The sequence below is a fragment of the Paraburkholderia sp. 40 genome (genome assembly GCF_050434105.1).
Lineage (GTDB): Bacteria > Pseudomonadota > Gammaproteobacteria > Burkholderiales > Burkholderiaceae > Paraburkholderia > Paraburkholderia tuberum.
In genome coordinates, this window is the sequence record NZ_JBNPVY010000003.1 from 532,543 (window position 1) to 556,239 (window position 23,697).

Below are 23,697 nucleotides of genomic sequence, written 5' to 3' on the forward strand. Positions count from 1 at the left end.
CCTGCGCCATGACGTCCGCGGCCTTCACGGCGGCAAAGCCATCGACGTCGCCGCATGGCGCGCTGTTTGATCGCCCCTCGCTTTGGACTGCCTGCGTAGCGGCGACTCTCTCGCGGTGAAGTGGAGTCGTGGGTCAGCTAATAAAACGCCAGTTCGACGAAGCTAGATATCACTCCAGATAAGGGTTTCCGATAAATGAATCATAATTTACTTTTTGTGCCAGATGGATTGTAATACGTTTCATGGGCCGCGCTGGACCCGTCACCGTGCACGGAAATCGGAGGATTTCAGGACAGATGTTTAGGCACCGCGTGGGAGGGCTGCTCGAAGATATGGTCGCGCAGGCGGGCTGCATCGAACGCCCAATGCTCCTGTGGTGCAATCGCAGCGCGCTACTGCTTTGTCCACCTGAATCGGAAGACCCTGGAATGAATGCATCAAATCAACAAAAGTCGCTTGATGTCGTCATCGTCGGGGCCGGCTTCGCCGGCCTCTACCAGTTGCACCGTGCCCGCAAGGCGGGCCTGACTGCCCGCGTGATCGAGGCCGGCGAGGGCGTCGGCGGCACCTGGTACTGGAACCGCTACCCCGGCGCGCGGTGCGACGTAGAAAGCCTCGACTACTCATTTTCCTTCGACGAGGTACTCGAACAGGAATGGACCTGGAGCGAGCGCTATGCGACACAGCCGGAAATTTTGCGTTACATCCACCATGTCGCCGACCGATTCGACCTGCGGCGGGACATCCAGTTTCGCACGCGTGTGACGCAGGCGATATTTGACGAACAGCGAAAGCGATGGACCCTGGAGACAGACTCGGGCGAGTCATTCGACGCGCAGTTCTGTGTTATGGCCACTGGATGCCTTTCGATCGCGCAAGCCCCGAATTTCAAGGGCCTAGACAGCTTCGCCGGCACCTGGTATCACAGCGCCGATTGGCCGAAAGAGGGCGTGGATTTCGCTGGCAAGCGGGTAGGGGTGATAGGCACGGGTTCTAGCGGTGTGCAGATGATTCCGTTGATCGCGGAGCAGGCCGACCATTTGACAGTCTTCCAGCGCACCGCCAACTTCAGCGTGCCGGCCCAGAACGAGCCGCTCGACGACGAGGCCGTCCGCCATGCCAAGGCCAACTACCGTGAGCGGCGGGCCCGCGCGCGAGAAGCCAACAACGGCCTGTATCTGGAGGCAGTCGACAAATCGGCCCTTGAGGTTTCTGACGAGGAGCGGCTGCGCGAGTTTGAGTTCCGCTGGCGCGGTGCCGGTGGAGGATTTCGGATGCTCCGAGCATTCAATGACTTGCTGGTCAATGAAAAAGCCAACGAGTATGTCTCCGACTTCGTGCGCTCCAAGATCCACACGATCGTGCGCGACCCGAAAGTGGCCGAGCTGCTTTGCCCCAAGAAGGAGCTGCGGTTCGGCACGAAGCGCCTCTGTGTGGACTCCGGCTACTACGAAACATTCAACCGGCCCAACGTTACGCTGGTCGACGTGAAGACTGCGCCGATCGAGGAAGTGACCCCGCGCGGGCTGCGTACGAGCGCGCAGGAGTATGAGCTGGACGTCCTCGTGTTCGCGACCGGTTTCGACGCCATGACGGGTGCTCTGCGTGCCATCGACATCCGCGGGGTCGGAGGCGTGACGCTTCGGGAAAGGTGGCAGCACGGTCCGCGTACTTACCTGGGCGTATCGTCCTCGGGCTTTCCGAACATGTTCATCATCGCGGGGCCCGGTAGCCCATCGGTGCTCAGCAACGTCGTGCATTCCATCGAAGAGCACGTCGATTGGGTCACTCGGTTGATTCAGCACGCCCGTGAAACCAATAGGGCCTACGTCGCCTGCGAGCTCCAGGCGGAGGACGAGTGGGTTCACCACGTCAACGAGGTGGCCGATCGCACCCTCTACCCACGCGGCAATTCGTGGTACGTCGGCGCCAATATCCCGGGCAAGCCTCGAATCTTCATGCCCTATGTGGGCGGGGTGCCGGCTTACCGCAAGATTTTGAACGAGGTGGCCGATGCCGGATATCGCGGGTTCGTGCTCTCCTGAAAAACGGATAAAAGGAAGTCCTGAATGAAAACGCTTGTTTTGGGCGGAACTGGCTTTATAGGGATGCATGTCGCGCGCGAGCTTGCCGCGAGGGGTGAGGAAATTGTGATCGCAGGTGCCAGAGCTGAACGCTCGCCTGCGGAACTAAAGGAGTTTTTCGGGGAGGCCCCGCAGCAGGAACGAATTGATTTGACGGTCAGCTATGACGTCTTCGATGCGATTGCCCGTATCAAGCCGGATAAGGTATTCGATGCGTCGGGGTATGCCCCAAAATCGATGTCGCCGGCGCGTGAAGTGCATTTACGAACGGCTTGTGCGCTCAATGTGATCGAGGCCTGTCGAATCATGAATGTCGGACAACTTACGATCACCAGTTCCAGCGACATCTACTGGGGCCTGGACTCAAAATACTATCCGTATAGCGAGGCAGGCCCGATCGCCATCACTGAGCAGAAGGACCATCACTACATTCAGGCCGGCCCCAAGAAGTTGCTCGAGGCGATCGCCGCCATCTTTCAGCGCCAGACGGAACTCGACATCCGAATCGTGAGAATCGACGGCACATACGGGCCGCTCTACAACAAGATGATCAATGTCGTCGCGCGGATGGTTCATGCCGCCGTGCGCGGCGTCGCCATGGATCTGACCTCAGACAAAGGGCGCTTGCCATGCGCGGACATGGCTTGGGACTTCAACTATGTCAAGGACCACGCATACGGCATGGCGCTGGTCCACCAGGCGATTGCCCCGGAGCACAAGGTCTACAACGTGGGCAGTGGCAAAACCACGCGGCTGGATGAATTCGCTGACGCAGTCAACGCGCTGTTCCCAGGCGCGATACCACCGTTGCCGCTGCACCCTCATGGGCCTTCGAGCGACCAACGCTATTTGGACATAACGCGCGTGCGTGCGCTCGGCTATGAACCACGATGGTCGGTTGCGACCGGGGTTGCTGATTACGTGCAATGGCTGCAATCCCACGACGTCTGATTTTGGTGCTCGAGGGCAGCGCAAGGCGATGAGGTCAGTGGGCCGCCGGCCCACGCGGTGGCGGTCATGGGCGTTGCGGCCGCCGGGAAGTCGGCCCCGCGCATGACGACCTCGCGCTCGCGCGGGCGGCCGAATTTCTGGACGCCGCCACTTTCGATGGCCTGCGCATCGGGCTTTCCCGACCTAACGACTCCAAGCACCCCACCTGCAAAAGTGAACAATAAATTCTGCGGTGCTCATCCCCCCGTTGCCCCGCCAGTGGTGGCTAGACGCTCTCGGCATGGCCGAAAGGGCCTGTAGGATTTCGATGCCGGAAAAAGTGAATCTGAATTACAATTACGCTTCCCGCGGACCTCAGCGGAAATTCCGGTCCATGCGGCTCAGGCGGTGTTTTGACACCCACTCGGGGGTTGAATCTGGAGGGGGCGGGCGGCCAGGCGTGAACTGGATTCCTTGAGACTGAGTGATGTCGAAAAGCCGTTGAGCAGCGGGAAGCCGCAATTGATGAATGTTCCGGCCAAGTGCCGGCCAGACTAATGGACGATTGTTCTCGTTATGGACGAACTCATCGAGCCGGCGACCCGGCGCACACCGAAAGGCAATACGACGCGAGAAGCGATCAAGCTTGCGGCGAAGCGCGCATTGGCAGCAGATGGGTTTTCGAATGCGAAAATTGCCGACATCATGGCGAGCGCCAACCGCTCGCCGGGTGCATTCTACAAATACTATCCAAGCAAGGAAGCACTGCTACACGAGCTGCTTGACGAATTTCGCACGCGCCTCAAGGCGGAAGTAAACCGCCCCTTGAACACGCGTGGGGACCCGCTCGAACACCTGAAAGAGCGGTTAGGAGCGTTCTGGAAGATCTATCGCGATGATTGGCCTGTGGCAACTGCAGCATTTCAGATGTCGATGGCGGATCGTGAGTTCGCTCGTGCATGGCATGGTGTGAGGCAACAGGGCATACGAGGCATGTCAAGCGTGATCAAGCTCCTCCAAAAGGAAGGCTATTGCCCCGGGCTCGATAGCGAACTGATTGCTTCGGCACTGTGTTCGATGCTCGAATACACCGGCTACAACTGGACTGCGCGCGCCGGTGACTTTCCAGATCGGCTGATCGATGACGGGGCCGCTATTGAGGTACTGACTCGACTGGTCCTGAACGGTGTGAGAGGAGGCCCCGCTGAGACAACAGCCGCGTCTCCCGCAGACAAGGAACCCGGCCGCGATCCGGTACGGCGTCGTGCAAAATCGGAGCGCAGCTGAGCCGGCGAATCTTGTGCAGTGGTTGAGGCCTCGAGAAGCATGGGGGCCAGGGGCGACGCGCGAAGTCGCGTTCAGCGCATGGATGTTTCGGGGTCCGGCTGCGCCACCCAGTTGGTGATCCTCTGTGCCGTCGGCTCGAGAACTCGCGCACCAAATGTCCGGGCGTGCGCCCAGTCTTCGCGAACTCCACATCTCCGCGTGGAGATCCGTCGCATGAGGCTTTCGATGCTTGCCCGTGCCGACATTCCCCTCATCCAAGAGCAGAGTCCGTCTTTCGTGGCTCAACTCAACCTCGACTGACCCCTATCGTTGCGCTTCGTGTATTGGGACGGGCTGCGGTGTCTAACGGTTCACCCCCGATTCTTCGCGTCTGCGCAGCACAAACTCGCAGGTCGTTACTGGAAGCACAGTTCGGGTAAACCAAAAGTGAACTCCAATTTACTTATGGCCACTGATAGGCTCTAATAGCTACCAAAGGGCCGAACTTCCAAACGGCCACTGAGATGACACAGTAGGGTCTCGCTCTTGACCCTTAGCGGCTTGCCGAAGAATGCATGGCGTTCTTGCCAAGGAGGGCTAGGGGTGCGCCGCAAGGGGGGGGGCGGTAACGCCCACGCCAAACAATTGAGGCAATGACGAATTGCGCGGAAGCCGGCACGCGCGAACCGCACTGAACGATAGATGTCGCGCCGGATGGCCATAGACCGCAGGGGGCGTCATCGGCTCATTCAGAACGAGGCGGAATGGGAATGCGTCGGCATAAAGACAGTGGTTAGTAATACTAAATAAATTGAAACGGAGACAGACACGTGAAATCTAAATTGGCTAATCTTCTTGGCTAATCTTCTTGTTGCGTCGTACCTGCTGAGCTTCGCCGGACTGGCGAGTGCCCAGAGCAGCGTGACCCTCTACGGCTTGATCTCGACGGCTATCGCCTATGCGAATAATCAGAAAGGTGGCTCTTCATGGTTCGTGGCGAACGGCCCGATGCAGCCGCCACGCTTCGGACTGAAGGGAACCGAGGACCTCGGCGGTGGGCTGCATGCCATCTTCACGCTGGAGAGCGGCTTCAGCATCACCAATGGATCGCTTTCGCAGGGCGGGCGCATGTTCGGCCGGCAGGCGTTCGTCGGCTTGTCGTCCGATCGTATCGGCACGATCACCGTCGGGCGGCAATACGACCTCGGCGCCGCAACGCTCTGTGCCTATGAGTCGGCGTGCCAGTTCGCCGCCTACGGCACGCATATCGGCGACAACGACAACGTGTTCAACACGTTCCGCGTCAACAACGCAGTAATATTTGTGCAATTCCTGATGAGCCGCGGCCATGTCCGACGTTCTGCCCAATGAAACCCGTCTCGCCGCTGAAATCGACCGCCTGAAAGGCGAATTCCCGAAGACCCGCGAGCTGTACCGCGAGGTCTGCGCGCTACTGTTCTTCCGCTTCGGGATCACGCCGACCGCGAACCGGCTTTACCAGCTGGTGAGGCGGGGCAGCATGAGCACGCCGACCCAGGTGCTCGGTGAATTCTGGGCCGAACTGCGAAAAGAGCCGGGTGCGCATCGACCACCCCGACCTGCCCGCCGACCTGGGGCCGGCTGCCGGCGAACTGGTCGCGGCGCTCTGGACCCGCGCAACCGCCGCTGCCGAAGCCGCGCTCGACGCGCTGCGCGACGAGGTCGAGGCGCAACGCGTTGAGGCGCAACGGTCGGTCGTGGCTGCCCGCGACGAACTGGGTCGCGTCGAGACTGCGCTCGAACAGCGCACGGCGGCGCTCCTTGCCGCGCAGGTCGAGGGGCGCGAACTGGAAAAGGCGCAGGCCGAGGGCCACGCGGCGCGGCAGGCGTGCGAGGCCGAGGTCGTCCGGCTCAAGGCCGAGGCGCTCGCGCGCGACCGTGAACTGGACGAGGTGCGCGAAGGCTTCTCGCGGGATCTCGAGAAGCTGCGCGAGAGCGCGGAGCGCGCCGAAGAGCGCCTGCGAGCGTCGGAAAAGCGGGCGCCGCTGGAGATCGACCGCGAGCGGGGTGCGGCCGCGAAGCTGCAGAAGGAGCTCGATGAGGCGACGAAGCGCGCCGACCGACGCGAGGCGGATCACCGCAGCGTGGTCGAGGCGCTGCAGGCGCAGCTCGGGAACGTGCGTCACCAGGCGGGCGTCCTGCAGGGGCGGCTCGATGCCGTCGAGGCCGCGAACGTGACACTGCAGCATCAGCTCGCAGCAGCGCGTCAGACTGATGCCCGCCCGGCCAGGCCAGCCCGCGCGAAGGCCGCGCCTGCCCGCCCGACCGCGGCACGCCCTGCACTGACGCGCCCCTTGCGGCCGTCGGCCACGCCGGGCCCGTCGCGCAAGCCGTCGGCAACACCGGCGTCACCGGCGACGGCCAGCAAGCCCGTGGTGCGTCGCAAGCGGGGGTAGGCACGATGGAAGACAGGAAAAGCCGCCCGCGGAAAGGGCACAAAGCCCCGGCCTGTCCCCCGATCGGCGCGCTGATGCGTTATGGCGAGCGGACGGTGCGCGTCATCGCCGAAGCGAGCGGCCAGCGGGTGATCATCGGGTCGGTCAACGAGGACGGCCGCGCCTTCCGCAGCACCGTGAAATGGGCTAGTCTGACCGCTCTTCACGATCAACTTTTCTGAGCGCGATGATCCTACCGCAGACCATGCAGCAGCTCGACGTCTTCGCCGACAGTCGTGACGTCATGCTGCGCAACGACGTGCTGGAGCAGTTGCAGCAGCGCGATGTGGCCGCTGCGCGCATTGCACTGGCTCTGCTGGGCGTCGAATACCCGGACGATGGCGCACTGCGCGGGATGGCCGTGCTGGTTCGCGAACTCGGGCGCGAATCGACAGCACCGCTTGCTAACCATGCGGCGCTGGCCATCGCGCGCCGGCACCTGGAGGACGAGCTGGCGCCCGCCGCCTGGCGGGTGCTGCCCCCGCACACCGTTTCCGCATGGCTCGCACCGTGCTGGCGATCGCTCGCCCGGCAGGCCGCAACCCTTCCATTTCAGAGCGCCGATGCCGACAGCCACGCCGCGCCGCTGTGGCTGCTGGCGGCCGCCTGGGCCGCCGCCAGCGAAGCGGTCGAGGCCATTGAGTCCTGGTGGCGCATGCCGGCACCGCTCGCGTGGAGGACCGAGGCGCGCTACAGAATGGGTGGACTGGATGCCGCGTGGCCGTTGCTCGTGGAGCTGGCTGGCGTGGCTGGAGCCCGCGAGGTTCGCGGCATTACTGCCCGTACTGGGCGACGCTTCGCTCGACGCGCTACGCCGGCGCTTTGATGCAGAATTCCCCGGCACCGGCGAAGTGGACGATTACGCCTGGTTTCCAGCATGGCTGCTGGCGGTCAAGCCGGCGCTCACGGGCCGGCTGGGCGAGGCGCGTGTGCGGCGTGACCAGGCGGCGTCACGCGCGACGGCCCTGCTGGGGGAAATCCTGCGCCGGGAGCATGAAGGCGACCAGCACGAACTCGTCAGTCTGCGTCAGGCGTTCAGTCGCCTGCATGCGGGCCTGTTCGATGTGTACATGGCCACGCGGAAAGTGCAGCACCGATGAGTGCGCCTTCTTTGCCGCTGCCAGATTTACTTCCGAAACGCTGCTCATTTTCCTTCGTCGGACGCCTTTTAACCCGTAACCGGGGCATCCCTTGCGTTAGTTGTCATCAAATGATAACATGCAGGCCATGACAGATCGAGACTCAAGCCTAGACACCCTCCTCGAGCTGGATGGAGTGGTGTTCACCGTCGACGACACCGGGTGTTGTTGGGTGAAATTTGAAGTGGCGCAAATCGCAGCGTCACCGGAGCGCCCGCACGGGCTGCGGTATTCGCTGACCTTGCACGACGAAACGGGTGCTCGCCTGTTGGGATTCGATAACGCGCATCCGATTCGAGAGGGTTCGGGCCCCGGCGCACGGACGCGGATCGAGTACGACCACAAGCACGCCGGCGAGCGTATCCGGTTTTACGAGTATGCGGATGCCGCGAAGTTGCTTGAAGACTTCTGGACCGAAGTCGAAACAGTAATGAGGGAAAGGAGCGGGAGCGATGACTAACGAACACATCCTGAAGGTCGGGATTGCCCCGGTGGAGCAATTCAAGGCGCGGACCATGGCAATCGCGCGAGGCGAATACAAGCCCGCCCCCGACGAGCCGAAAATCTGGTTCTCGTCGCCCGAGTCGTTCGCGCAGGTGCTGTCGGGCAAGAATCAGGCATTGCTGGCACTGATCGCGAAAACGAATCCGTCATCGTTGACGGAGCTTGCAGCGACGTCCGGACGCGAGAAATCCAACCTGTCGCGCACGCTTAAGACGATGGAGCGGTACGGCCTGGTGCACTTCGAGAAAGGCGACGGCCGCGAGGTCGCACCACGGGTCAACTATGCCGGCATCAGCCTGGAGATGTCGTTCGCGTAACGCCACACTACGCAGCATCAAGCCCGCGACACGCCGACCGGTGTCGCGGGCTTCTTCATTCTGAGCACCAAAAAGCTACGCATGGAACGCGAATACCGGCTCGTGTTAGGGAAACACTGATTTAATCGACGAGTTTGTAGACGCTGTGACGTAGTGAAGCGTTGTTAGAGCTGGAACGACGACAAAGCGATGCGGATGCGACAAATCAGTTTTGCGAGTGCGGAACACGAAGACAAGAAGCGGCTTACGAGGCGCGAGAAATTCCTGGGAGAGATGGAGCAAGTCGTGCCGTGGGCGCCGCTTGCTGGCAGCATTGGAGCCCCACTACCCGAAGGGTACGAGGTGGCGTCCGCCGATTGGGCTGGAGCGCATGCTGCGACTGTACTTTGTGCAGCAATGGTACGCATTGTCCGACGAGGGGCTGGAAGATGCAGTGAGCGACAGCGCGGCCATCCGCAATTTTGTCGGTATCGACCTGAGGAAGCGCCGGACGCCACCACGGTGCTCAAGTTTCGCCGGCTGCTGGAAGAGCACAAGCTTACCGCCGTACTGTTTGAGGAAATCAACGCCCACCTGCGCGAGCGCGGCCTGATGATGCGCGAGGGCACGATGGTGGACGCCACCATCGTCAACGCGCCGACGTCGACGAAGAACCGCGACAAGGCGCGCGATCCTGAGATGCATCAAACGAAGAAGCGTAATCAGTGGTACCACGGGATGAAGGCGCACGTGGGCGTTGACGCTGAGTCGGGCCTGGTGCACAGCACGCACTACACGGCGGCCAACGAGTCTGATGTGGCACACACCCATGAGGTGCTGCATGGTCAAGAGGATCACGTGTTTCTCGATGCGGGTTACACGGGGGTGCAAAAGCGCGAAGAGATAGTGAAGGCGCAAGCCGACGGTGCCATCAAGACGGAAGTGCAATGGTCGGTGGCGATGAAGCGTGCAGGCTTAAGGGCATGGCCGAAGGGCCGCTGAAGCAGCTGACGCAGGCCCTGGAAAAGGTCAAAGCGCAAATCCGGGCGCGGGTTGAACATCCGTTTCATGTGGTGAAGAACCTGTTCAACCACAAGAAGACTCGCTACCAGTTGATAAAGGAGTTCAGAGCGGCGGCCCAAATCGTGCGCGACGCTGAAGATGCAAACGGCGAACTGCGCGTTGCGAACCGGTGGAGTCTGGCGATGCCGCTCAGAATGACGCGGGGCGCAGTTGAAACTCTGTCCACGCATCAGATCCCGGGTCAGTGGACGCTGAACACCTGAAGTCCGGCTTCCGCTGCCTGGGGACCCTTCGTGTGAACGACGTAGAACCTCTTTAGCGACGGAACATAGATCGAGGTCTTGCCACCGAGAGTGTCAATATGTTGCTCGATCGCATAATGGTTCTGATCGACTTGTTTGACGACATCGAGGCCTTCCGCGCCGGTTACGTACAGTCGATGATGCAGCGGGTCAAAAGTCATGTCGTCCGAAATATCGACGATATCGAGAGACTGTATGACCGAGCCGTTACTCGCGTCCAGGACGAACAGCTTGCCGGGGCCACGCGATCCGATGAACAGGCGCCGCCTCGTCGGATCGAACGCCATAGCCGAGTTTCGGCTTGGGCCGGGAACATGCCAGATGCTCGCTAACTTCCGGGTACCCAGATCGATAACGCCGATTTCGTTTTTATCGCGCATGTTGACGAACAGGCGGTGCGTACCGTGATCGATGACCATGGCCTTCAGTTGTCCCGCCGGAACATCGATTCTATCGAGGACGGAATCATCGGCAAGCGAGATCAGGCTGATGTAGGCATTGTCCCGATGTGCTTGAGCGCCTCCGTTGCCGACAAAAAAGATGCCGCTCTCTCTATCCGATACGCCAGAATCCGGCTGCGGATCGAGTGGAATGACTTTCTTGACTTCGAAGGTTTTCGTGTCGACAACCTTGACGTTCGAGTCGCCCGCATCCGCTATAAGCAATTCCTTACCATCGTTTGCCAATAGTATCTTGTGAGGAGACTTTGCGACCGTCTTGACGCTTGCAAGATGCTCGCCGTTCGGCAATTGGAAAACCTCAATGGAGCCATACTTCTCGGCTGACACGTACAGACGGGAGCGCGACAGATCGACTGCAAAGTGGTCGAAGTCCCCACCGGTGACCTCTGGCAGCGGCGTGGTCGAAAGAACCGTCAGAGGCTCGGTCGATGGTTTTGCGGCAAAGGATGTCGATGCAAAGCAAAGGCAAGCAACGGCAAGTAGATGGGCGATGGTTTGCATGAGTGTCGTCGGGGTGGTTAGGGAGCAGGATCCAAACAGTCATCCTACCGTTCAACTCGCGACCACCCAATGACGAACGGATTACCGAATTGAAATTGACCGTGCATCGCTGGACCATCGAGTTGTGGTCTGTACTGGAGAAAGCATCCGGCCGTCGCAAGCGCCCGGTCGGCAAGGGCTGGCGCATGAATGAAACCTCCCTCAAGGTCGCACGATGCCCGGGTTATGGCGATTCCGCTATCGTCGCGACCGGCGTTCGGAAATGCTCGACCAGAAAATCGATGAACGCCCTCGCGCGCACGGTCTGGTTGCGCTGGCTCGGATAGTAGACGAACAGATCCGCCGACGGCAGCACGAATTCGGGCAGCACCACCCGCAGCCTGCCACTCTCCAGATACCTGGCCAGATCCCACTCGGGGTTATAAGCCGGACGCCTAGATTTGCTGGAAAGCGTTTTTTGTTCAATAGGTTAGCCGATGCTTGCCGGCGGCAAAGGCCTGATTCATCTTGCTCGCGCCATGGCTCGCGTGGGCATTCGGCATCAGTTCTAATGCCATCGCGGTATCCCGGCGCGCACGGGATGCCGGGCAATCCTGCGCCCATGCACGGGACAGTTCATGCATGGGCGTGCGGCCACCTTCATGTGCATCAGTACGACGTTACGTTCGAGCCCGAGCCACTTGCGCTCGTGGAGGTGGATGTCAAGGCACTGGCCGGGTCACCGCTGTGCTGGATCGCGTACAACTCCTTGTTGCGGGCCACCATCGCAGCCGAAGGCGGATAGTCGTTCTTGCGCATCGGCAGGAACCCATCTGCCTCCGCCTGCACCAGTTGCGCACGTACGTCGGCGCGTGTGAGCCCGGAAGTGGAGGTTTGCGCGAAAGCGCTGGCGCCAAATGCCAGACTGAGTGCAGCGACTGCAAAAGAGGTAACGAGTTTCATGGTGTCTCTCCAAAAGAGTTAGTTAGAAGAAGTGGTTGGTTCCACGCACTCCATTCTGGTCATTTGAGCTGTGCCAGCAATGACCATCTCATTACGGTTCTGTTATTTTGCGCGGCTGTCGAACGGCGCAATTGACGTGCGTCGGCGCATTGACTCAGGTTATTTGTTACCAGGCCGGGGTTGTTGCCTCATGTAATTTGCTACCTTCCAGATGGCTGGCGGGGGCGACTTATGACGAGGTGACTCAGCATGGCGACACGACATGAATTGATTGAGGCGGTCGGCGAGCGTTACCGACGTTCGGACCGAGGCGGCAAGCGCCAGATTCTGGACGAGTTTCTCAAATTGACGGGCTATCACCGCAAGCACGCCATCCGCGTGCTGTGCAATGAAGCCCACGCACCGAAGGCAAGGCCGGGCCCACCCCGGCGCTATACCGACGAGGTGCGGGCGGCGCTGATTACGCTATGGGAAGCCGCTGACCGTATTTGCGGGAAACGGCTGAAGGCGGTGATTCCGACGCTGATCGAATCGATGACCCGGTATGGCCATCTCTCGCTGTCGGACGACTTACGCGAAAGCCTCCTCGGCATCAGTGCGGCGACCATCGACAGGCTGCTCGCCGACGTTCGTGAGCAAGCCTTCGGCGGTCAGCGCAAGCGCGCCGGAGGTGTCGGCAACGCGATTCGCCGCGCAGTTCCGATCCGAACCTTCGCCGACTGGAATGACCCACTGCCAGGCTATCTGGAGATCGACTTCGTCGAGCATTGCGGCGGCGTCAAGATCGACGGCGACTTTGTCCATAGCCTGGTGATGACCGACATTGCGACCGGCTGGACCGAATGTCTGGCGATGCCATTCCGTAACCATGCATTTGTCATTGAGTCCTTTGAACGCGTACGGGCCGCACTGCCATTTGCTCTGCGCGGTCTCGACAGCGATAACGACACCGCCTTCATGAACGAAGCCGTGTTCGACTTCTGCAAGGCGACGGGCATTGAACTGACGCGTTCGCGCGCCTACAAGAAGAACGATCAGGCATGGGTCGAGCAGAAGAACGGTTCGATCGTGCGGCGGCTGGTGGGGTACGGCAAACTGCGAGGGCTGGAAGATACGGAAGCGCTGGCATCGCTGTACCGGATCTCGCGCCTGTACATCAACTATTTCCAGCCGTCGTTCAAGCTGAAGTCAAAGACACGTCACGGGGCGCGCGTGACGAAGCGCTATGAGGCACCGCTGACGCCCCTCGAGCGCGTACTGCGTTCACCCTCTGTCTCTGAGGCCACCAAACTGGCGCTGCGTGAGCAGTTCCGCTCGCTCGATCCCGTCGACCTATTACGCCGCATGCGTGAGGCCCAGCGACGTGTTGCTGCATGCCCAGCCACGGACGTTGTCGGAACAGACGCCACACCGGAACAGAACGTGACGATAGGGGACTTCCTGGCGAGCCTGGGGACGGCCTGGCAGGCCGGCGACTTCGGACGCTGCAGCGACGCGTTAAAGCATGGCGATCAAACCGCGCCAGCGAGCTGGTCACCCGAATCCTCGGCGAGCCCGACGCGATGGTGGCTGGCGCCGCTACGCAGCGCCAGCCGCCATCGTTAAACAACCCCGGAGGTGACAATTACGCCGGAGTAACATCCTTCCGTGAGGCAACACGTATGGTCAGGAGCAGTTGCTCCGGCTGCGCTCGGTGGTGGCGCGGGCGCGCTTCCTCAAAGGCACACCCGTGCGCGCCGTCTGGTGCCAGTTCTTCGATACCAAAAAGCAGACGTGGACGAAGCGGTTCTGGTGCAAATAGGCTGTCTGGACGAGAAGGTCTCGATAAAAAGGATACCTTATCGATAAGACAGGACCGCATTCCATACGGTGGGTACAGTGGCATCTTTGAGGCCGAGCTTTGCGAGATTGAATTGGCCTTTGCTAATGCGATGCATCAACTCAATGCCGGCCAGAGTGATCGCGGCGTTCCTGAAACGCTTGAAGCCGAGCATGGCATTGGTCCGGGACTTGATATGGCGATGGTCCTGTTCGATCAGATTGTTGAGATATTTCGAAGATCGAACCTTCGTGCCCTCGGGCATCAGGCCGTCGGCCTTCATCTCGCGCACAGCACGGTGTGAGGGGGCATAGCCATCGAGTGTAATGGTTTGCGGCGGCCGCCCCTGATGTTTGATTGCCTTGTTGAAAAAGGCTTTGGCCGCGTTCACGTCGCGTTTCGCCCTGAGCAGGAAGTCAACCGTCTGACCCGCCCGATCTACTGCCCGATAAAGATAGACCCATTTACCGCGGACTCTCAGGTACGTTTCGTCGACACGCCACGACGTTCCCGCAGGCGTGCCGAAACGGTTCCAGCGCTTGACAAACTCGGCGTGTAACGCTTCACCCAACGAAGGATCGTTGTGTAAGCGAGCGACAGGCCGCGCTCGGCCATCATCTCGACGAGATCACGCAGGCTGAGCTTGTAGCGTAGATACCAGCGCACGCACTGAATGATCACATCGCGGTTGAAGTGACGGCCTGAGAACAGATCGCCCATGCTTTTAAGCTTGCTCATTATCGAATCATGAGATCGGGGAAGCAGCACTCTAACCGATCACATTCACTGTTTGCACCAGAACCATCTGGATAACGTGCTTCGCGCAGCAACGTTGTCGTCGGCATTTACTGGTTGATGCGTCCACGGAATGCTGCATCGCAAAAGCCCGCAATCGTGAACCATAAAATCGGGGGCTCAATTTGACCCCACAGTCGCCGGTCGCGACTGTCCGAACGAGTGAGACTATCTCTCTTTCGAACGAGAGAAGGTGTACCGACGCATTGCCCGCACCGTTGCAAAGGGTCACAGCTTACGGGCGACCATTCCGGTACTGCGATCTCAAAAAAACAATCAAGGGATTTTACTTCGACAGATGCAGCTTCTTCGATAGCACGATACCCCGCTGCGGGCTCACCAGCCAGATGGCGCGAATGTTCGTGTACAGCGTCGAGGTTCTTGTTGTGATGTCTGTGGGCTCGTCGTTGCTGGGATCGCTATGTTCGCGCCGGTCGGTCAGGTAAGGCGGCGCCATGCTACACATCAGCACAATCGCGAAGTCTCCATTCGCTTCGTCGAACGCCGCCTGCGAGAGTGTCACGCGTCCGTGAACCCTGGTTTTGCTCCGTTTGCCGGACTTGAGTTCAATCAGATCGATGTGTTGGATGTACCCCTTGGCCTTCGCCTCAGGCGCCACCACAAGCCCTCGACCGCGTGGTCCGGTTATGGTCTTCTTGAGCAGGATCACTCCCGGATTGTCGTCATCGGATAGATCTACGTCTACCGTCAACAGGTGCGTCTTTGACTGATATCGTATTCCGTAGGGCGCCGGTACGACGAAAGCCAGGTCGCGGTCGAGACTGGCTTTCGGCAAGTCTAGATCGCTTGGCGCCTTAAGGACAGGGACATGGATCAGGTTCCTGATGCGATCGCTCAACGAAGGCGAGTTGGCATTGAAGCTCTGGTCCGCCAAGGCGTCCCTGATGGCAACCGGGTCATCGCCCACGAAAGGCCGAGTCGACAGGACATTTGCAGAGGCAGAAATTTCAGGCTCAGTCGCATGGGTAACAGTGGCTGAGTCTGCCGACGTCCCGGCGTGCGCCAGCAGCGACATGCAAATCAGGGCGCAAGCGGCGTTCGAACGGACCAACATGGTTTTAAGATCAGCCACGACAAACCCCTCCAGGATCAGGGCAGTCTATCGCAAAGCCTTGCACGGTCAACTCGACCGCGCGACAGCGGCCGTAGGCACCGGCTTGATCCGTTCTTCGTCAGCTCAGCAAACCCAACGGCGGCAAAGGCCGAGAACTTCCCGGCCAGGACGGCTGCTCGAATGGCTGTTCCACTTTGGAAGCTGCCGCAACGATCGCGTCGGGTCGAAGGGCAGATGTGGGTCGCGTGCTGTCCCATAGCCGCGATGCAAGTCCGGGTGCGTATGCCCCTTGCATTAGGCAGTGACCGGCCATGAAGAGTCATTCGCTTGCACCGTCGCTCGGACGTTCAAGCGTCGGTTCCACTCAGGAATCGGCCATTCAATTCGCGACGGTGAAGTGCTGCATGTCGGCCAAAGCCGTCATTCGCAGATGCGCCATGAGCGGCGAAATGGAACACCCGCTTTGGGCTGCCTCGATCTTCAGAAAATGATCGCGGTTTCGTAAAGGAAAATTCAACCTCGCGAAGCGCGGCCAAAAGGATACCGCTGCGCCTGCCGTCGGGAATGCTGTCTTTGCAAAACGGCTCTGTCGATCTTGTAATTTTCGATTCACGACCGATTAATTTGCCAAGCTCATCATCCGTCCAACACGAACGCAACCGAAAAAGCTGACGAACTGCAACCCGTTCCTTGCGGTGGCGTCATGAACAGGAGTCAAGGGATGGATCTGGCATTGCCACTGCGCCGAGCTGGAAACGCCGCTGGATCGTTGTAGGCGTTTTCGAGACTCTGGGATGAGGTGAACTATGCTGACTCAAAAGTACTCCTTAGTGAGTTAAGCGAACTTCGTAACGTTCATTTTTTCAAGCATGAATGCGGATCGAAATGCCGCGACGTGGGGTGCCACGTTGTGATCCGCGACATAAAAATGCCGCGGCGGTCGACGATCCTGTCACCCGCTGCGCGGCCAGCAAATAGTTTGGGATTCTATAAAATGAAATTCAATCAGTTTCTCGGTAGCACCGCAATCGCAGTAACTTGCCTCATGGGTCCGGCAGTCCACGCCGCAGAACCCGCCGTACCGGTCCAATTGATCAGGACCATCCCGCTGCCTGACGTCACTGATGGCGATTTCGATCATTTCGCCGTCGACCTCAAGCGCAACCGCCTCTACGTCTCGGTTGAAAAGCACCATTCGATCGAGGTGTTCAACCTCAAGACCGGTGAGCATCTGGCGAGCGGCGGTCCGGTCACAACGCCGCATACGCTGGCACTCAACGTCGAAAAGAACGAGCTGTTCGTGGCCGATGGCGGCGACAACTCGGTCAAGGTCCTCGACGGCGCCGATCTGCACCTCATCAAGCGGATCGACCTGAAGGCCGTTCCGGATGCCGGCGTCTATGACCCGAAGACGGGTTACTTCTATGTCGGCAACAGCCTTGGCGAGAAGGCCGACTATTCGATGATCACCGCTATCTCGACCAGGGATGCCACTGTGAAAGGCGAGATCCGCGTCGAGGCAAACAACGTCGAATCGATGGAAATCGACCAGGCGACCAGGCGCATGTTCGTTAATCTCCGAGACAAGTCCACAGTCGGCGTCATCGATCTGAACAAGGACACCGTCGCGCGGGTCTGGTCGGTGCCGGATCTCAAGCTGAATACACCGATGGCGTTCGACGCCAAGGACCACCGGCTGTTTATCGCCGGTCGCAAGCCGGGCAAGCTGTTCGTCCTCAACTCTGACACCGGTGCGACGATCGCGACCTACGACTGCGCGGACATCGGTGACGACATGACCTATGACGCGCGAACAAAGCGCATCTATGTCAGCGCAGCCGAAGGCCTGATGGCCTATCAGCAGGACGACGCCGACCATTATCATGAAATCGCTCGGGTCGATACCCATGGCGGCAAGACCTCGGTCCTCGTGCCGAGCCTGGACCAGCTTTATGTTCCGCATACCCGCACCTCGGCTCCCGATGCAGGCCTTGAAATCTACAAAGTTCAGGGCTGATTCGCAGTAACCCCTCGTCGTGTTCTGAAAACATCATTGGGCCGTGTTCACGGCGCGTGCTGTCACGCCCGGCGTGGACACTACAACCCCGCATGGAGTAACGCTGTGTTCGCTGTTAGACGTAATGCTCGACCCGGCCCCGCACCGGAGGCCGCTTTGACAAGTCATCATCTGCAGGCCGTCTCCAGGAAACGCCGAGGCGCAGGAAACCATGGATGGAGCTGCCGGAAGTCCGTGCTGTTGGTTGGCGGAGTCACCACCTCTGTGGCGCTCTTCACGCCCACGATGTCCTTTGCCGCGGGCGACGCGACCGATATCGGCACCGTGAGTGCCAGTTCTGCGCCGAATAGTCTGCTTACGCCGCCGGACCCGAATGATACTCAGAGCGCGCCCTATCAGGCGCCGACCAAAACACCGCTGACCGCAATGCAACCGACCGCGGTTATCAGCAAGCAGTATCTGGACAACAACGTCGCGCCGTCGGCCAATTACGACACGGCCATACGCATTGCTCCTAGCGTAACCAGCACCGAGCCGAATGGTCCGGGCCTTTCCGAAGGCAAGGGGCTGACGATTCGGGGCTTCCAGGACGGCCAGTTCAACGTCACCTTCGACGGCATTCCCTTCGGTGACGGCACGAATTTCGCGCATAACAGCGCCGCATGGTTCATGACGAACGATCTGGGGCAGATCTCGGTTGATCGCGGCCCGGGCACGGCATCGACCATCGGTGATGCAACGTTCGGCGGAACAGTCTCGCTGCTTTCGAAAACGCCTGACTCGCAGTTCCAGGTCACGCCGTACGGCTCAGCGGGAAGCTACAATACCTTTATGGGGGGCCTTCAGGTCGATAGCGGCCGCGTGCAGTCGCTCAATGGCGGCAGCGGCTTCATAGATGCAGAACACATCAATTCTGACGGAGCCCAGAGCAATGCCAGCGTAAGGCGCACGAACGTTTTCGGAAAATGGGTGCAGCCCATCGGCAATGACACGCTGCTGACGTTTGCCGCGATGTACGACAACATCAGACTGCACACTCCGATCGGCGCGACCAAGGCGCAAATCAGTAAGTACGGCCCGAGTTACGCCTGGTCGAACGACCCGACGAAGCAGAACTACTACGGATTCAACTACGACAACCTCAATAACGACTTTGAGTATATCGGTATCGACTCGAACCTTGGGAGTGGGTGGTCGGTCCATAACAAGGTCTACACCTATGGCTATTATCGTGACAGCTTGAACGGCTCCGACCCAATGGGCACGAGCCCCAATGGCACTTTCTATAGCAAAACGAACGTCCCGGGGCAAACTTCGGGGAGCTACTATCGGGCGTTCGGTGACACGCTTAGTGTACAAAAAGATACATCGTTCGGAGCGCTCCGCGCAGGGTTCTGGGTAGAACGTCAGTCCAATGACCGGAATGCGTTCAATGTCGATCTTACCCTGAACAATGCGCCGAACCCACCCAACAACCCTAGCAAGCAAATCAGCCAGTTATATAACACCACGCTTACCACCATTCAGCCGTTTTTCGAAACCGAATGGAACGTGACAGACCGACTGAAGGTTATTGGAGGTGTCAAGGAGAGCATCTTCATCCGCGGCATCGATGCTCAGGTGAACAAGAGCAGCAAGAACGCGCTTAACTTTTCCCAGACCTACAGCTCACCGCTTCCTTCCTTGATGGCGCGCTACACGATCAGCCCGGTCTGGTCGGCTTATGCGCAGGTTGCCCGCGGGTTCCTTGCACCGCAGTCAAGCTACTTCAACGTCGTGGATCCGTCGCAGAGCAAAATATCGCCGCAGACAACGTGGAACTATCAGGTCGGCACGACCTGGCAGGCGCAGCGTCTCTCCGCGTCGGTTGATGGATACTATATCGATTTCGGTAATCTCATCGGTAGCCGCACCTCCGGCAACAACACGGTCTTCTTCAACCAGGGTGGCGTGAACTATCTCGGTGTAGAGGCGGAAGCGACTTACTACCTTGGAGACGGACTAAGCCTATACGGAAACGGCAGCCTCAATAGCGCGAAGAACAAGCAAACCGGTCAATGGGTTCCGAATGCGCCCAAGGCCACTGCCGCCGGCGGACTCATCTACAACGCGCACAACGTCTATGCGTCGTTGCTCGACAAGTGGGTCGGTTCCAGCTATGGCGATGTCAACCAGACCCAAGGCATCAATCCGTATAACTCGCTCGATGCGGGTTTCTCATACACGTTCAGGGATACGGGGCTTGGCCTGAAGAATGTCAAGCTGACCGTCGACCTGAACAACATACTCAACAGTCGCAGCATCACGCAGTTCAGCGGCTACACGGCGAGTGGGGACGGATTGTTCTATACCCAGTCGGGACGGAGCGTGTTTGCAACGATCAAGGTGCCCTTGATCTAGGCAGCCTCGCTGCGGCGGGCACGTCGTTCCAGTTGCCCGAGCTGCATCAATTCCGTGTCGTGCTACGGCGGACAACGGTATCGCTGCCGGTCTCGATCGCTACAAGGTGAACGAGGCCCACTAACTTAAACGTCCGCAACTCTGCATTCTAGTTTTTTACATGAAAGGTTGTCACATGAAGAGAACACGTATTTCCACAAGCATCGCACTCGCCGCTACGCTTCTCGTCGCAGGGTTCTCTACCGCGCAGGCGCAGACAGAGCAGGCGCAAACACTCACCTTGAAGCGCAGTGTCGTCCTGCCCGAGATCACCAAAGGCGATTTCGACCACTTCGCCGTCGACATCCTTCACAACCGTCTCTACTCGAGCGCGCAGGGGACGCACACGATCGAAGTTTTCGATCTGTCCTCCGGAGAACATCTGCGCTCGGTGGGTGGCCTCGACAAGAACCACTCGATCTTCTTTGCGCCGAGCCAAAACGAAATCCTGATTGTCGACGGGGGAAGTGAGACTAACGCACCGGCCGTCAAGGCGATCAATGCCGACACGATGCAGGTAGAGCGCACCTATTCTGTCGGTACGGGACCGGACGCGGCATATTTCGACGAGAAGAGCCACCGCCTCTATGTCAAGAGCGGCGGCAAGGCGAATAAGCCGCAGCCCATGGCTACGTCGGTCCTGCACGTCATCGACGTCGATGCGCACAAGGAAATCGCGCACGACACCATTGACTCGGACAATATCGAGGGCATGGTGGCGGACGACCGGACCGGCACGCTCTTCATGAACCTGCGCGACAAGAAGACCGTTGCTCTGTTCGACTTGAAGACGAACAAATTCATCAAGAGCTGGGAGATCCCCGGTCTCAACCAGAATACGCCGATCGGGTTGGACGCCAAGAACCACCGCCTGTTTGTGGTTGGCCGTGCGGCCGGGCAAATTGTTCGTCATCAACAGTGACAACGGCCAGCTGCTCTCGACAGCGGATGTTGCCGACATCTCGGACGACATGACGTACGACCCCCAAGGGGATCGGATTTTCGTCTCCGCTGACAAGGGATTCACGGTTCTGGCACGGGTGGACAAAGATCACTTCGCGCCGGTTCAAACCAATGATCAGGTCGGCGGGAAGAGTTCGGTCTACGTTCCCAAGCTGAAGCAGTTCTACATCGGCCGCACGGCGGAAGAGGGTCATCCTACGTCGCTTGACGTCTACATGGTGTCGAGCAAGAACTGATTTCGGGGCTGCCACACAGGGGCCAATAAGGGGGAGTGGGCCCGGCCCACTCCCTTCCTGGAATGAACCGCAACACCCCGATGGATTTCGATGCCGCCGATCGCCAGCTGTTCGTAGCGGGTCGCGATCTCGGAAAGTTCTACGCCATCGAGAATGTCGCAGACCATCTGATTTGGGACGGCGCGTCCGGGCGAGTCTTCAAGTCTGGAGACGAAGGCATCATCGTCTATAAACGCCAGCCCGACGGGACGTTTATCAAGGTCACGGATTTCTCGCGTTCGGGCAGCAAGCACAGCCTCTATATGTCGTCTCAGCAGAAGCTGTATGCGCGCATGCCATGTGCGCCGGCTTTGTGAAGATAAGTTTTGCCTGGGCTGAATCTTGCCCACGCTGGAGAGTGAAATGAGACAGTTCCCGCAACGCAAGCAGAAACAGTCTCGCATCGAGATCATCCCTATGATCGATGTGATGATGTTTCTTTTGGCCTTCTTCGTATTGATCAGTATGAATGTTCTGCCCGCGCTTGGATTGAAGGTCGCACTGCCACATTCCAAGCAGACCGAGAAAGTGGTCAACCAGAAGAAAATCACGCTGACCATCGCCGAGGATGGCAAAACCTATCTCGACGGACAACTGGTCGAGACAGCCGCTCTTGAGTCGCGGCTGCAGGGGTTGGCGGGGCAGGAGCAAAAGCCGACCGTTATCATCGCGGGTGACGGCGCGTCCAGGCTGCAGAACCTGGTTGATGTGCTCGACGCACTGAAGAAGGCCAATATTCCCGCGGCGTCGATCATTGCTAAGGGGCAGTGACTGTGAGTACGGTAAAGCCCTTTTCTCTACGTGCTGCAACTTTACGGCGTCGCGTTCCAGAGCGCGACCTTATCGAGGTCGTACCAACGGGCCTGGCTCTCGCAGCGACAGGCGTGCTGCTGCTGATGATTGGCCTGCCACGCTTGCCGGAGCCGACCCCGCCGGCGCCGCCGCCCGCACCGGCCGTTACCGTCACGCTGGCCGATAACCCGCCAGAGGCTTCGCCTGCCCCTCCACCTCCGCCGCAAGCTCAACCAGTGCCGCCGCCAGAACCTGTGGAGCCGCCGCCACCGGCGACGAACGTGCCCACCATCCCCGTCCAGGCTCGGCCGCCGAAGATCGTTCGGCCGCGGCCGCACTATCACGAGGAGCCGAAGCACATCGTGGCACCTCAACCGCCGCAACCTGTGCAGCAGGCTCCCGCGCCGGCCGCGCCCCAGGTGAGCCCGCCCGCACCGCCGGCAACGTCCCAGGTCAGCCCGCCAGCACCGCCCGCCGGCTCTCCCAGCGTCGAGGGCGCGTATGTAGGCCGGCTGCGCAGCTACATACGGACTCTGACCCGCTATCCGACCTCGATGGAAGCTCGAATGGAGCATCTGCAAGGCAAGGTAATGGTGCAGTTCGTATTGAGCCGTGCCGGGGACATCAGCGACGTCACCGTGGTCGGCAGCAGCGGCTCTCCCGTACTGGACCAGACGGCGGTAAGCGAAGTTCGCGGTGGCGCCTATGGCGCGCTACCGATCCCTGCGGAGGCGTGGCCTGGTTCGCCTAGCCACACCTTCCAGGTTCAGATGACCTTTAGCGCGCCTGAATAACATGCGCTTTCTTGACCACGCGGTTACAACCGCCCAACCCGCGAGTAGAAAATGATGTTCGATAAAACTACCTTACACAATCTCAGCATCGACCTGCTCTATGCAGGGATCGTGCTTATTACCTTCGTGATCATGGAAAGGCTTCTTTACTACATCTATCTCAGCGTGCAGTCGAAGCGGATCGCTCGAGCAATCCGCTTGACGGAACGCGATACGGCGACCTCCATCCGCGGCATCACCTCCAAGGACGTGCTGGTGCGCTCGATGGTCGAATATATCGACGTTCAAGAAGCGCCTGGCGTGCAGCGTGCCCGGGTCGAGGATGTGTCCGCGGCACTGTTCCTGCGCGTCGATACCAAGGTGAATGCGCGTCTGTGGATGCTCGACACCATCGTGACGGCGGCGCCGCTGCTGGGTCTGCTCGGCACGATTCTTGGCATCATGGACACGTTCAACGCACTGTCCGCGGGTGGCATTTCCGATCCGGGGGCCGTCAGCCGGGGCATCGGCTCCGCGCTTTTTGCGACCGCCATCGGCATTGCAACCGCGCTATACGGACTGCTTGGTCACAACATCCTCCACCGTCGCGCTGAGGGGCTCACGGACGCCTTCAAGAGCTACCTGCTTGAGGCAACGTATTGAGAAATGTTCCAGCCGGCGAGCCCAGCCGCCAACCGGAAGGTGGCGGCCCGGGCTGTCAGGACAACTCCGGTCCCCCAAAAGCCCTACAGTCGACACCGTCAAGTTAACGTGTTGCCGGATAGTGCCTCAGTTTGAACTCGCCTCGGCTATTCTCGTTGTGCGAG

22 protein-coding genes and 3 pseudogenes are annotated in these 23,697 nt (G+C 59.7%); 20 read left to right on the plus strand and 5 right to left on the minus strand.

Annotated elements, in window-relative coordinates:
• Window positions 1-428 precede the first annotated feature (428 nt).
• The 11 genes and pseudogenes from OKW28_RS17825 (at window position 429) to OKW28_RS17875 (ending at window position 9,979) form a co-directional block, all read left to right on the plus strand.
• Window positions 429-2,045 (plus strand): flavin-containing monooxygenase, encoded by a 1,617-nt coding sequence (locus tag OKW28_RS17825; protein ID WP_429447671.1) that lies wholly within the window; start codon window positions 429-431, stop codon window positions 2,043-2,045.
• A 24-nt stretch (window positions 2,046-2,069) separates the two neighbouring features.
• Window positions 2,070-3,035, plus strand: coding sequence for an NAD-dependent epimerase/dehydratase family protein (locus tag OKW28_RS17830; RefSeq protein ID WP_429447673.1), 966 nt, complete (start codon window positions 2,070-2,072; stop codon window positions 3,033-3,035).
• Window positions 3,036-3,590: 555 nt separating this feature from the next.
• Window positions 3,591-4,301: a TetR/AcrR family transcriptional regulator gene (locus OKW28_RS17835; protein ID WP_187637104.1), complete on the plus strand. Its 711-nt coding sequence runs from the start codon at window positions 3,591-3,593 to the stop codon at window positions 4,299-4,301.
• A gap of 834 nt (window positions 4,302-5,135) precedes the next feature.
• Window positions 5,136-5,651, plus strand: coding sequence for a porin (locus OKW28_RS17840; protein ID WP_429447675.1), 516 nt, complete (start codon window positions 5,136-5,138; stop codon window positions 5,649-5,651).
• Window positions 5,629-6,715: pseudogene (locus tag OKW28_RS17845) on the plus strand (DNA-binding protein). Before OKW28_RS17840 ends, OKW28_RS17845 begins: the two are co-directional and overlap by 23 nt.
• A gap of 5 nt (window positions 6,716-6,720) precedes the next feature.
• Window positions 6,721-6,936: a hypothetical protein gene (locus OKW28_RS17850; RefSeq protein WP_429447677.1), complete on the plus strand. Its 216-nt coding sequence runs from the start codon at window positions 6,721-6,723 to the stop codon at window positions 6,934-6,936.
• A 23-nt stretch (window positions 6,937-6,959) separates the two neighbouring features.
• Window positions 6,960-7,580, plus strand: coding sequence for a hypothetical protein (locus OKW28_RS17855; RefSeq protein ID WP_429447679.1), 621 nt, complete (start codon window positions 6,960-6,962; stop codon window positions 7,578-7,580).
• A gap of 25 nt (window positions 7,581-7,605) precedes the next feature.
• Window positions 7,606-7,854: a hypothetical protein gene (locus OKW28_RS17860; protein ID WP_429447680.1), complete on the plus strand. Its 249-nt coding sequence runs from the start codon at window positions 7,606-7,608 to the stop codon at window positions 7,852-7,854.
• A 178-nt stretch (window positions 7,855-8,032) separates the two neighbouring features.
• Window positions 8,033-8,353, plus strand: a complete 321-nt coding sequence (locus OKW28_RS17865; RefSeq protein ID WP_429447682.1) for a toxin-antitoxin system TumE family protein — start codon at window positions 8,033-8,035, stop codon at window positions 8,351-8,353.
• Window positions 8,346-8,714 carry a MarR family transcriptional regulator gene (locus tag OKW28_RS17870; protein WP_429447683.1) on the plus strand — a complete coding sequence of 123 codons (369 nt, stop codon included), beginning with the start codon at window positions 8,346-8,348 and terminating at the stop codon, window positions 8,712-8,714. The genes OKW28_RS17865 and OKW28_RS17870 overlap by 8 nt, the downstream gene beginning before the upstream one ends.
• Window positions 8,715-8,909: 195 nt before the next feature.
• A pseudogene (locus OKW28_RS17875) lies at window positions 8,910-9,979 on the plus strand (IS5 family transposase).
• On the opposite strand, the gene OKW28_RS17880 reads toward OKW28_RS17875, so the two are convergent.
• The 3 genes and pseudogenes from OKW28_RS17880 to OKW28_RS17890 all read right to left on the minus strand — a co-directional run bounded on the left by OKW28_RS17880 (window position 9,958) and on the right by OKW28_RS17890 (window position 11,922).
• Window positions 9,958-10,980, minus strand: coding sequence for a YncE family protein (locus OKW28_RS17880; RefSeq protein WP_429447685.1), 1,023 nt, complete (start codon window positions 10,978-10,980; stop codon window positions 9,958-9,960). The pseudogene OKW28_RS17875 and the gene OKW28_RS17880 overlap by 22 nt on opposite strands.
• Before the next feature lie 223 nt (window positions 10,981-11,203).
• Window positions 11,204-11,395: pseudogene (locus OKW28_RS17885) on the minus strand (LysR substrate-binding domain-containing protein); the annotation flags it as partial.
• A 233-nt stretch (window positions 11,396-11,628) separates the two neighbouring features.
• Window positions 11,629-11,922: a DUF4148 domain-containing protein gene (locus OKW28_RS17890; RefSeq protein ID WP_429447686.1), complete on the minus strand. Its 294-nt coding sequence runs from the start codon at window positions 11,920-11,922 to the stop codon at window positions 11,629-11,631.
• A 249-nt stretch (window positions 11,923-12,171) separates the two neighbouring features.
• On the opposite strand from OKW28_RS17890, the gene OKW28_RS17895 reads away from it, so the two are divergent.
• Window positions 12,172-13,527, plus strand: coding sequence for an integrase catalytic domain-containing protein (locus OKW28_RS17895; RefSeq protein WP_429447688.1), 1,356 nt, complete (start codon window positions 12,172-12,174; stop codon window positions 13,525-13,527).
• 233 nt (window positions 13,528-13,760) lie between these two features.
• Here the strand turns inward: OKW28_RS17895 and OKW28_RS17900 are convergent.
• Both OKW28_RS17900 and OKW28_RS17905 read right to left on the minus strand, forming a co-directional pair.
• Window positions 13,761-14,479 (minus strand): IS6 family transposase gene (locus tag OKW28_RS17900; RefSeq protein WP_429447690.1). Its coding sequence is split into 2 segments (ribosomal slippage): window positions 13,761-14,275 and window positions 14,275-14,479, totalling 720 coding nucleotides; the frame shifts between segments, so codons are not numbered across the junction.
• Window positions 14,480-14,822: 343 nt separating this feature from the next.
• Complete coding sequence (locus OKW28_RS17905) at window positions 14,823-15,611, minus strand: hypothetical protein (RefSeq protein WP_429448771.1); 789 nt, start codon at window positions 15,609-15,611, stop codon at window positions 14,823-14,825.
• A 994-nt stretch (window positions 15,612-16,605) separates the two neighbouring features.
• Between OKW28_RS17905 and OKW28_RS17910 the strand changes: the two genes are divergently transcribed.
• The 8 genes from OKW28_RS17910 (at window position 16,606) to OKW28_RS17945 (ending at window position 23,533) form a co-directional block, all read left to right on the plus strand.
• Window positions 16,606-17,628: a hypothetical protein gene (locus OKW28_RS17910; protein ID WP_429447692.1), complete on the plus strand. Its 1,023-nt coding sequence runs from the start codon at window positions 16,606-16,608 to the stop codon at window positions 17,626-17,628.
• Window positions 17,629-17,862: 234 nt separating this feature from the next.
• Complete coding sequence (locus OKW28_RS17915; protein WP_429447694.1) at window positions 17,863-20,028, plus strand: TonB-dependent receptor; 2,166 nt, start codon at window positions 17,863-17,865, stop codon at window positions 20,026-20,028.
• Window positions 20,029-20,203: 175 nt separating this feature from the next.
• A complete protein-coding gene (locus OKW28_RS17920; RefSeq protein ID WP_429447696.1) occupies window positions 20,204-20,989 on the plus strand; it encodes a YncE family protein in 786 nt (261 codons plus the stop codon).
• A complete protein-coding gene (locus OKW28_RS17925) occupies window positions 20,970-21,266 on the plus strand; it encodes a hypothetical protein (protein ID WP_429447698.1) in 297 nt (98 codons plus the stop codon). The genes OKW28_RS17920 and OKW28_RS17925 overlap by 20 nt, the downstream gene beginning before the upstream one ends.
• A gap of 62 nt (window positions 21,267-21,328) precedes the next feature.
• On the plus strand, window positions 21,329-21,622 hold the full coding sequence (locus tag OKW28_RS17930) for a hypothetical protein (protein WP_429447699.1): 294 nt from the start codon (window positions 21,329-21,331) through the stop codon (window positions 21,620-21,622).
• Between the two features lie 46 nt (window positions 21,623-21,668).
• Window positions 21,669-22,076, plus strand: a complete 408-nt coding sequence (locus OKW28_RS17935) for an ExbD/TolR family protein (protein ID WP_429447701.1) — start codon at window positions 21,669-21,671, stop codon at window positions 22,074-22,076.
• Window positions 22,077-22,201: 125 nt separating this feature from the next.
• Window positions 22,202-22,891, plus strand: a complete 690-nt coding sequence (locus OKW28_RS17940) for an energy transducer TonB (protein ID WP_429448772.1) — start codon at window positions 22,202-22,204, stop codon at window positions 22,889-22,891.
• A gap of 51 nt (window positions 22,892-22,942) precedes the next feature.
• Entirely contained in the window at window positions 22,943-23,533 is a 591-nt protein-coding gene (locus tag OKW28_RS17945; RefSeq protein ID WP_429447703.1) for a MotA/TolQ/ExbB proton channel family protein, read from the plus strand.
• The last annotated feature ends 164 nt before the right edge of the window (window positions 23,534-23,697 follow it).

Coding starts and splice junctions, on each gene's coding strand:
- OKW28_RS17825 (WP_429447671.1), top strand. CDS start 429: ATGAATGCATCAAATCAACAAAAGTCGCTTGATGTCGTCATCGTCGGG.
- OKW28_RS17830 (WP_429447673.1), top strand. CDS start 2,070: ATGAAAACGCTTGTTTTGGGCGGAACTGGCTTTATAGGGATGCATGTC.
- OKW28_RS17835 (WP_187637104.1), top strand. CDS start 3,591: ATGGACGAACTCATCGAGCCGGCGACCCGGCGCACACCGAAAGGCAAT.
- OKW28_RS17850 (WP_429447677.1), top strand. CDS start 6,721: ATGGAAGACAGGAAAAGCCGCCCGCGGAAAGGGCACAAAGCCCCGGCC.
- OKW28_RS17855 (WP_429447679.1), top strand. CDS start 6,960: ATGCAGCAGCTCGACGTCTTCGCCGACAGTCGTGACGTCATGCTGCGC.
- OKW28_RS17870 (WP_429447683.1), top strand. CDS start 8,346: ATGACTAACGAACACATCCTGAAGGTCGGGATTGCCCCGGTGGAGCAA.
- OKW28_RS17880 (WP_429447685.1), bottom strand. CDS start 10,980: ATGCAAACCATCGCCCATCTACTTGCCGTTGCTTGCCTTTGCTTTGCA.
- OKW28_RS17890 (WP_429447686.1), bottom strand. CDS start 11,922: ATGAAACTCGTTACCTCTTTTGCAGTCGCTGCACTCAGTCTGGCATTT.
- OKW28_RS17895 (WP_429447688.1), top strand. CDS start 12,172: ATGGCGACACGACATGAATTGATTGAGGCGGTCGGCGAGCGTTACCGA.
- OKW28_RS17905 (WP_429448771.1), bottom strand. CDS start 15,611: ATGTTGGTCCGTTCGAACGCCGCTTGCGCCCTGATTTGCATGTCGCTG.
- OKW28_RS17910 (WP_429447692.1), top strand. CDS start 16,606: ATGAAATTCAATCAGTTTCTCGGTAGCACCGCAATCGCAGTAACTTGC.
- OKW28_RS17920 (WP_429447696.1), top strand. CDS start 20,204: ATGAAGAGAACACGTATTTCCACAAGCATCGCACTCGCCGCTACGCTT.
- OKW28_RS17930 (WP_429447699.1), top strand. CDS start 21,329: ATGAACCGCAACACCCCGATGGATTTCGATGCCGCCGATCGCCAGCTG.
- OKW28_RS17935 (WP_429447701.1), top strand. CDS start 21,669: ATGAGACAGTTCCCGCAACGCAAGCAGAAACAGTCTCGCATCGAGATC.
- OKW28_RS17940 (WP_429448772.1), top strand. CDS start 22,202: ATGATTGGCCTGCCACGCTTGCCGGAGCCGACCCCGCCGGCGCCGCCG.
- OKW28_RS17945 (WP_429447703.1), top strand. CDS start 22,943: ATGATGTTCGATAAAACTACCTTACACAATCTCAGCATCGACCTGCTC.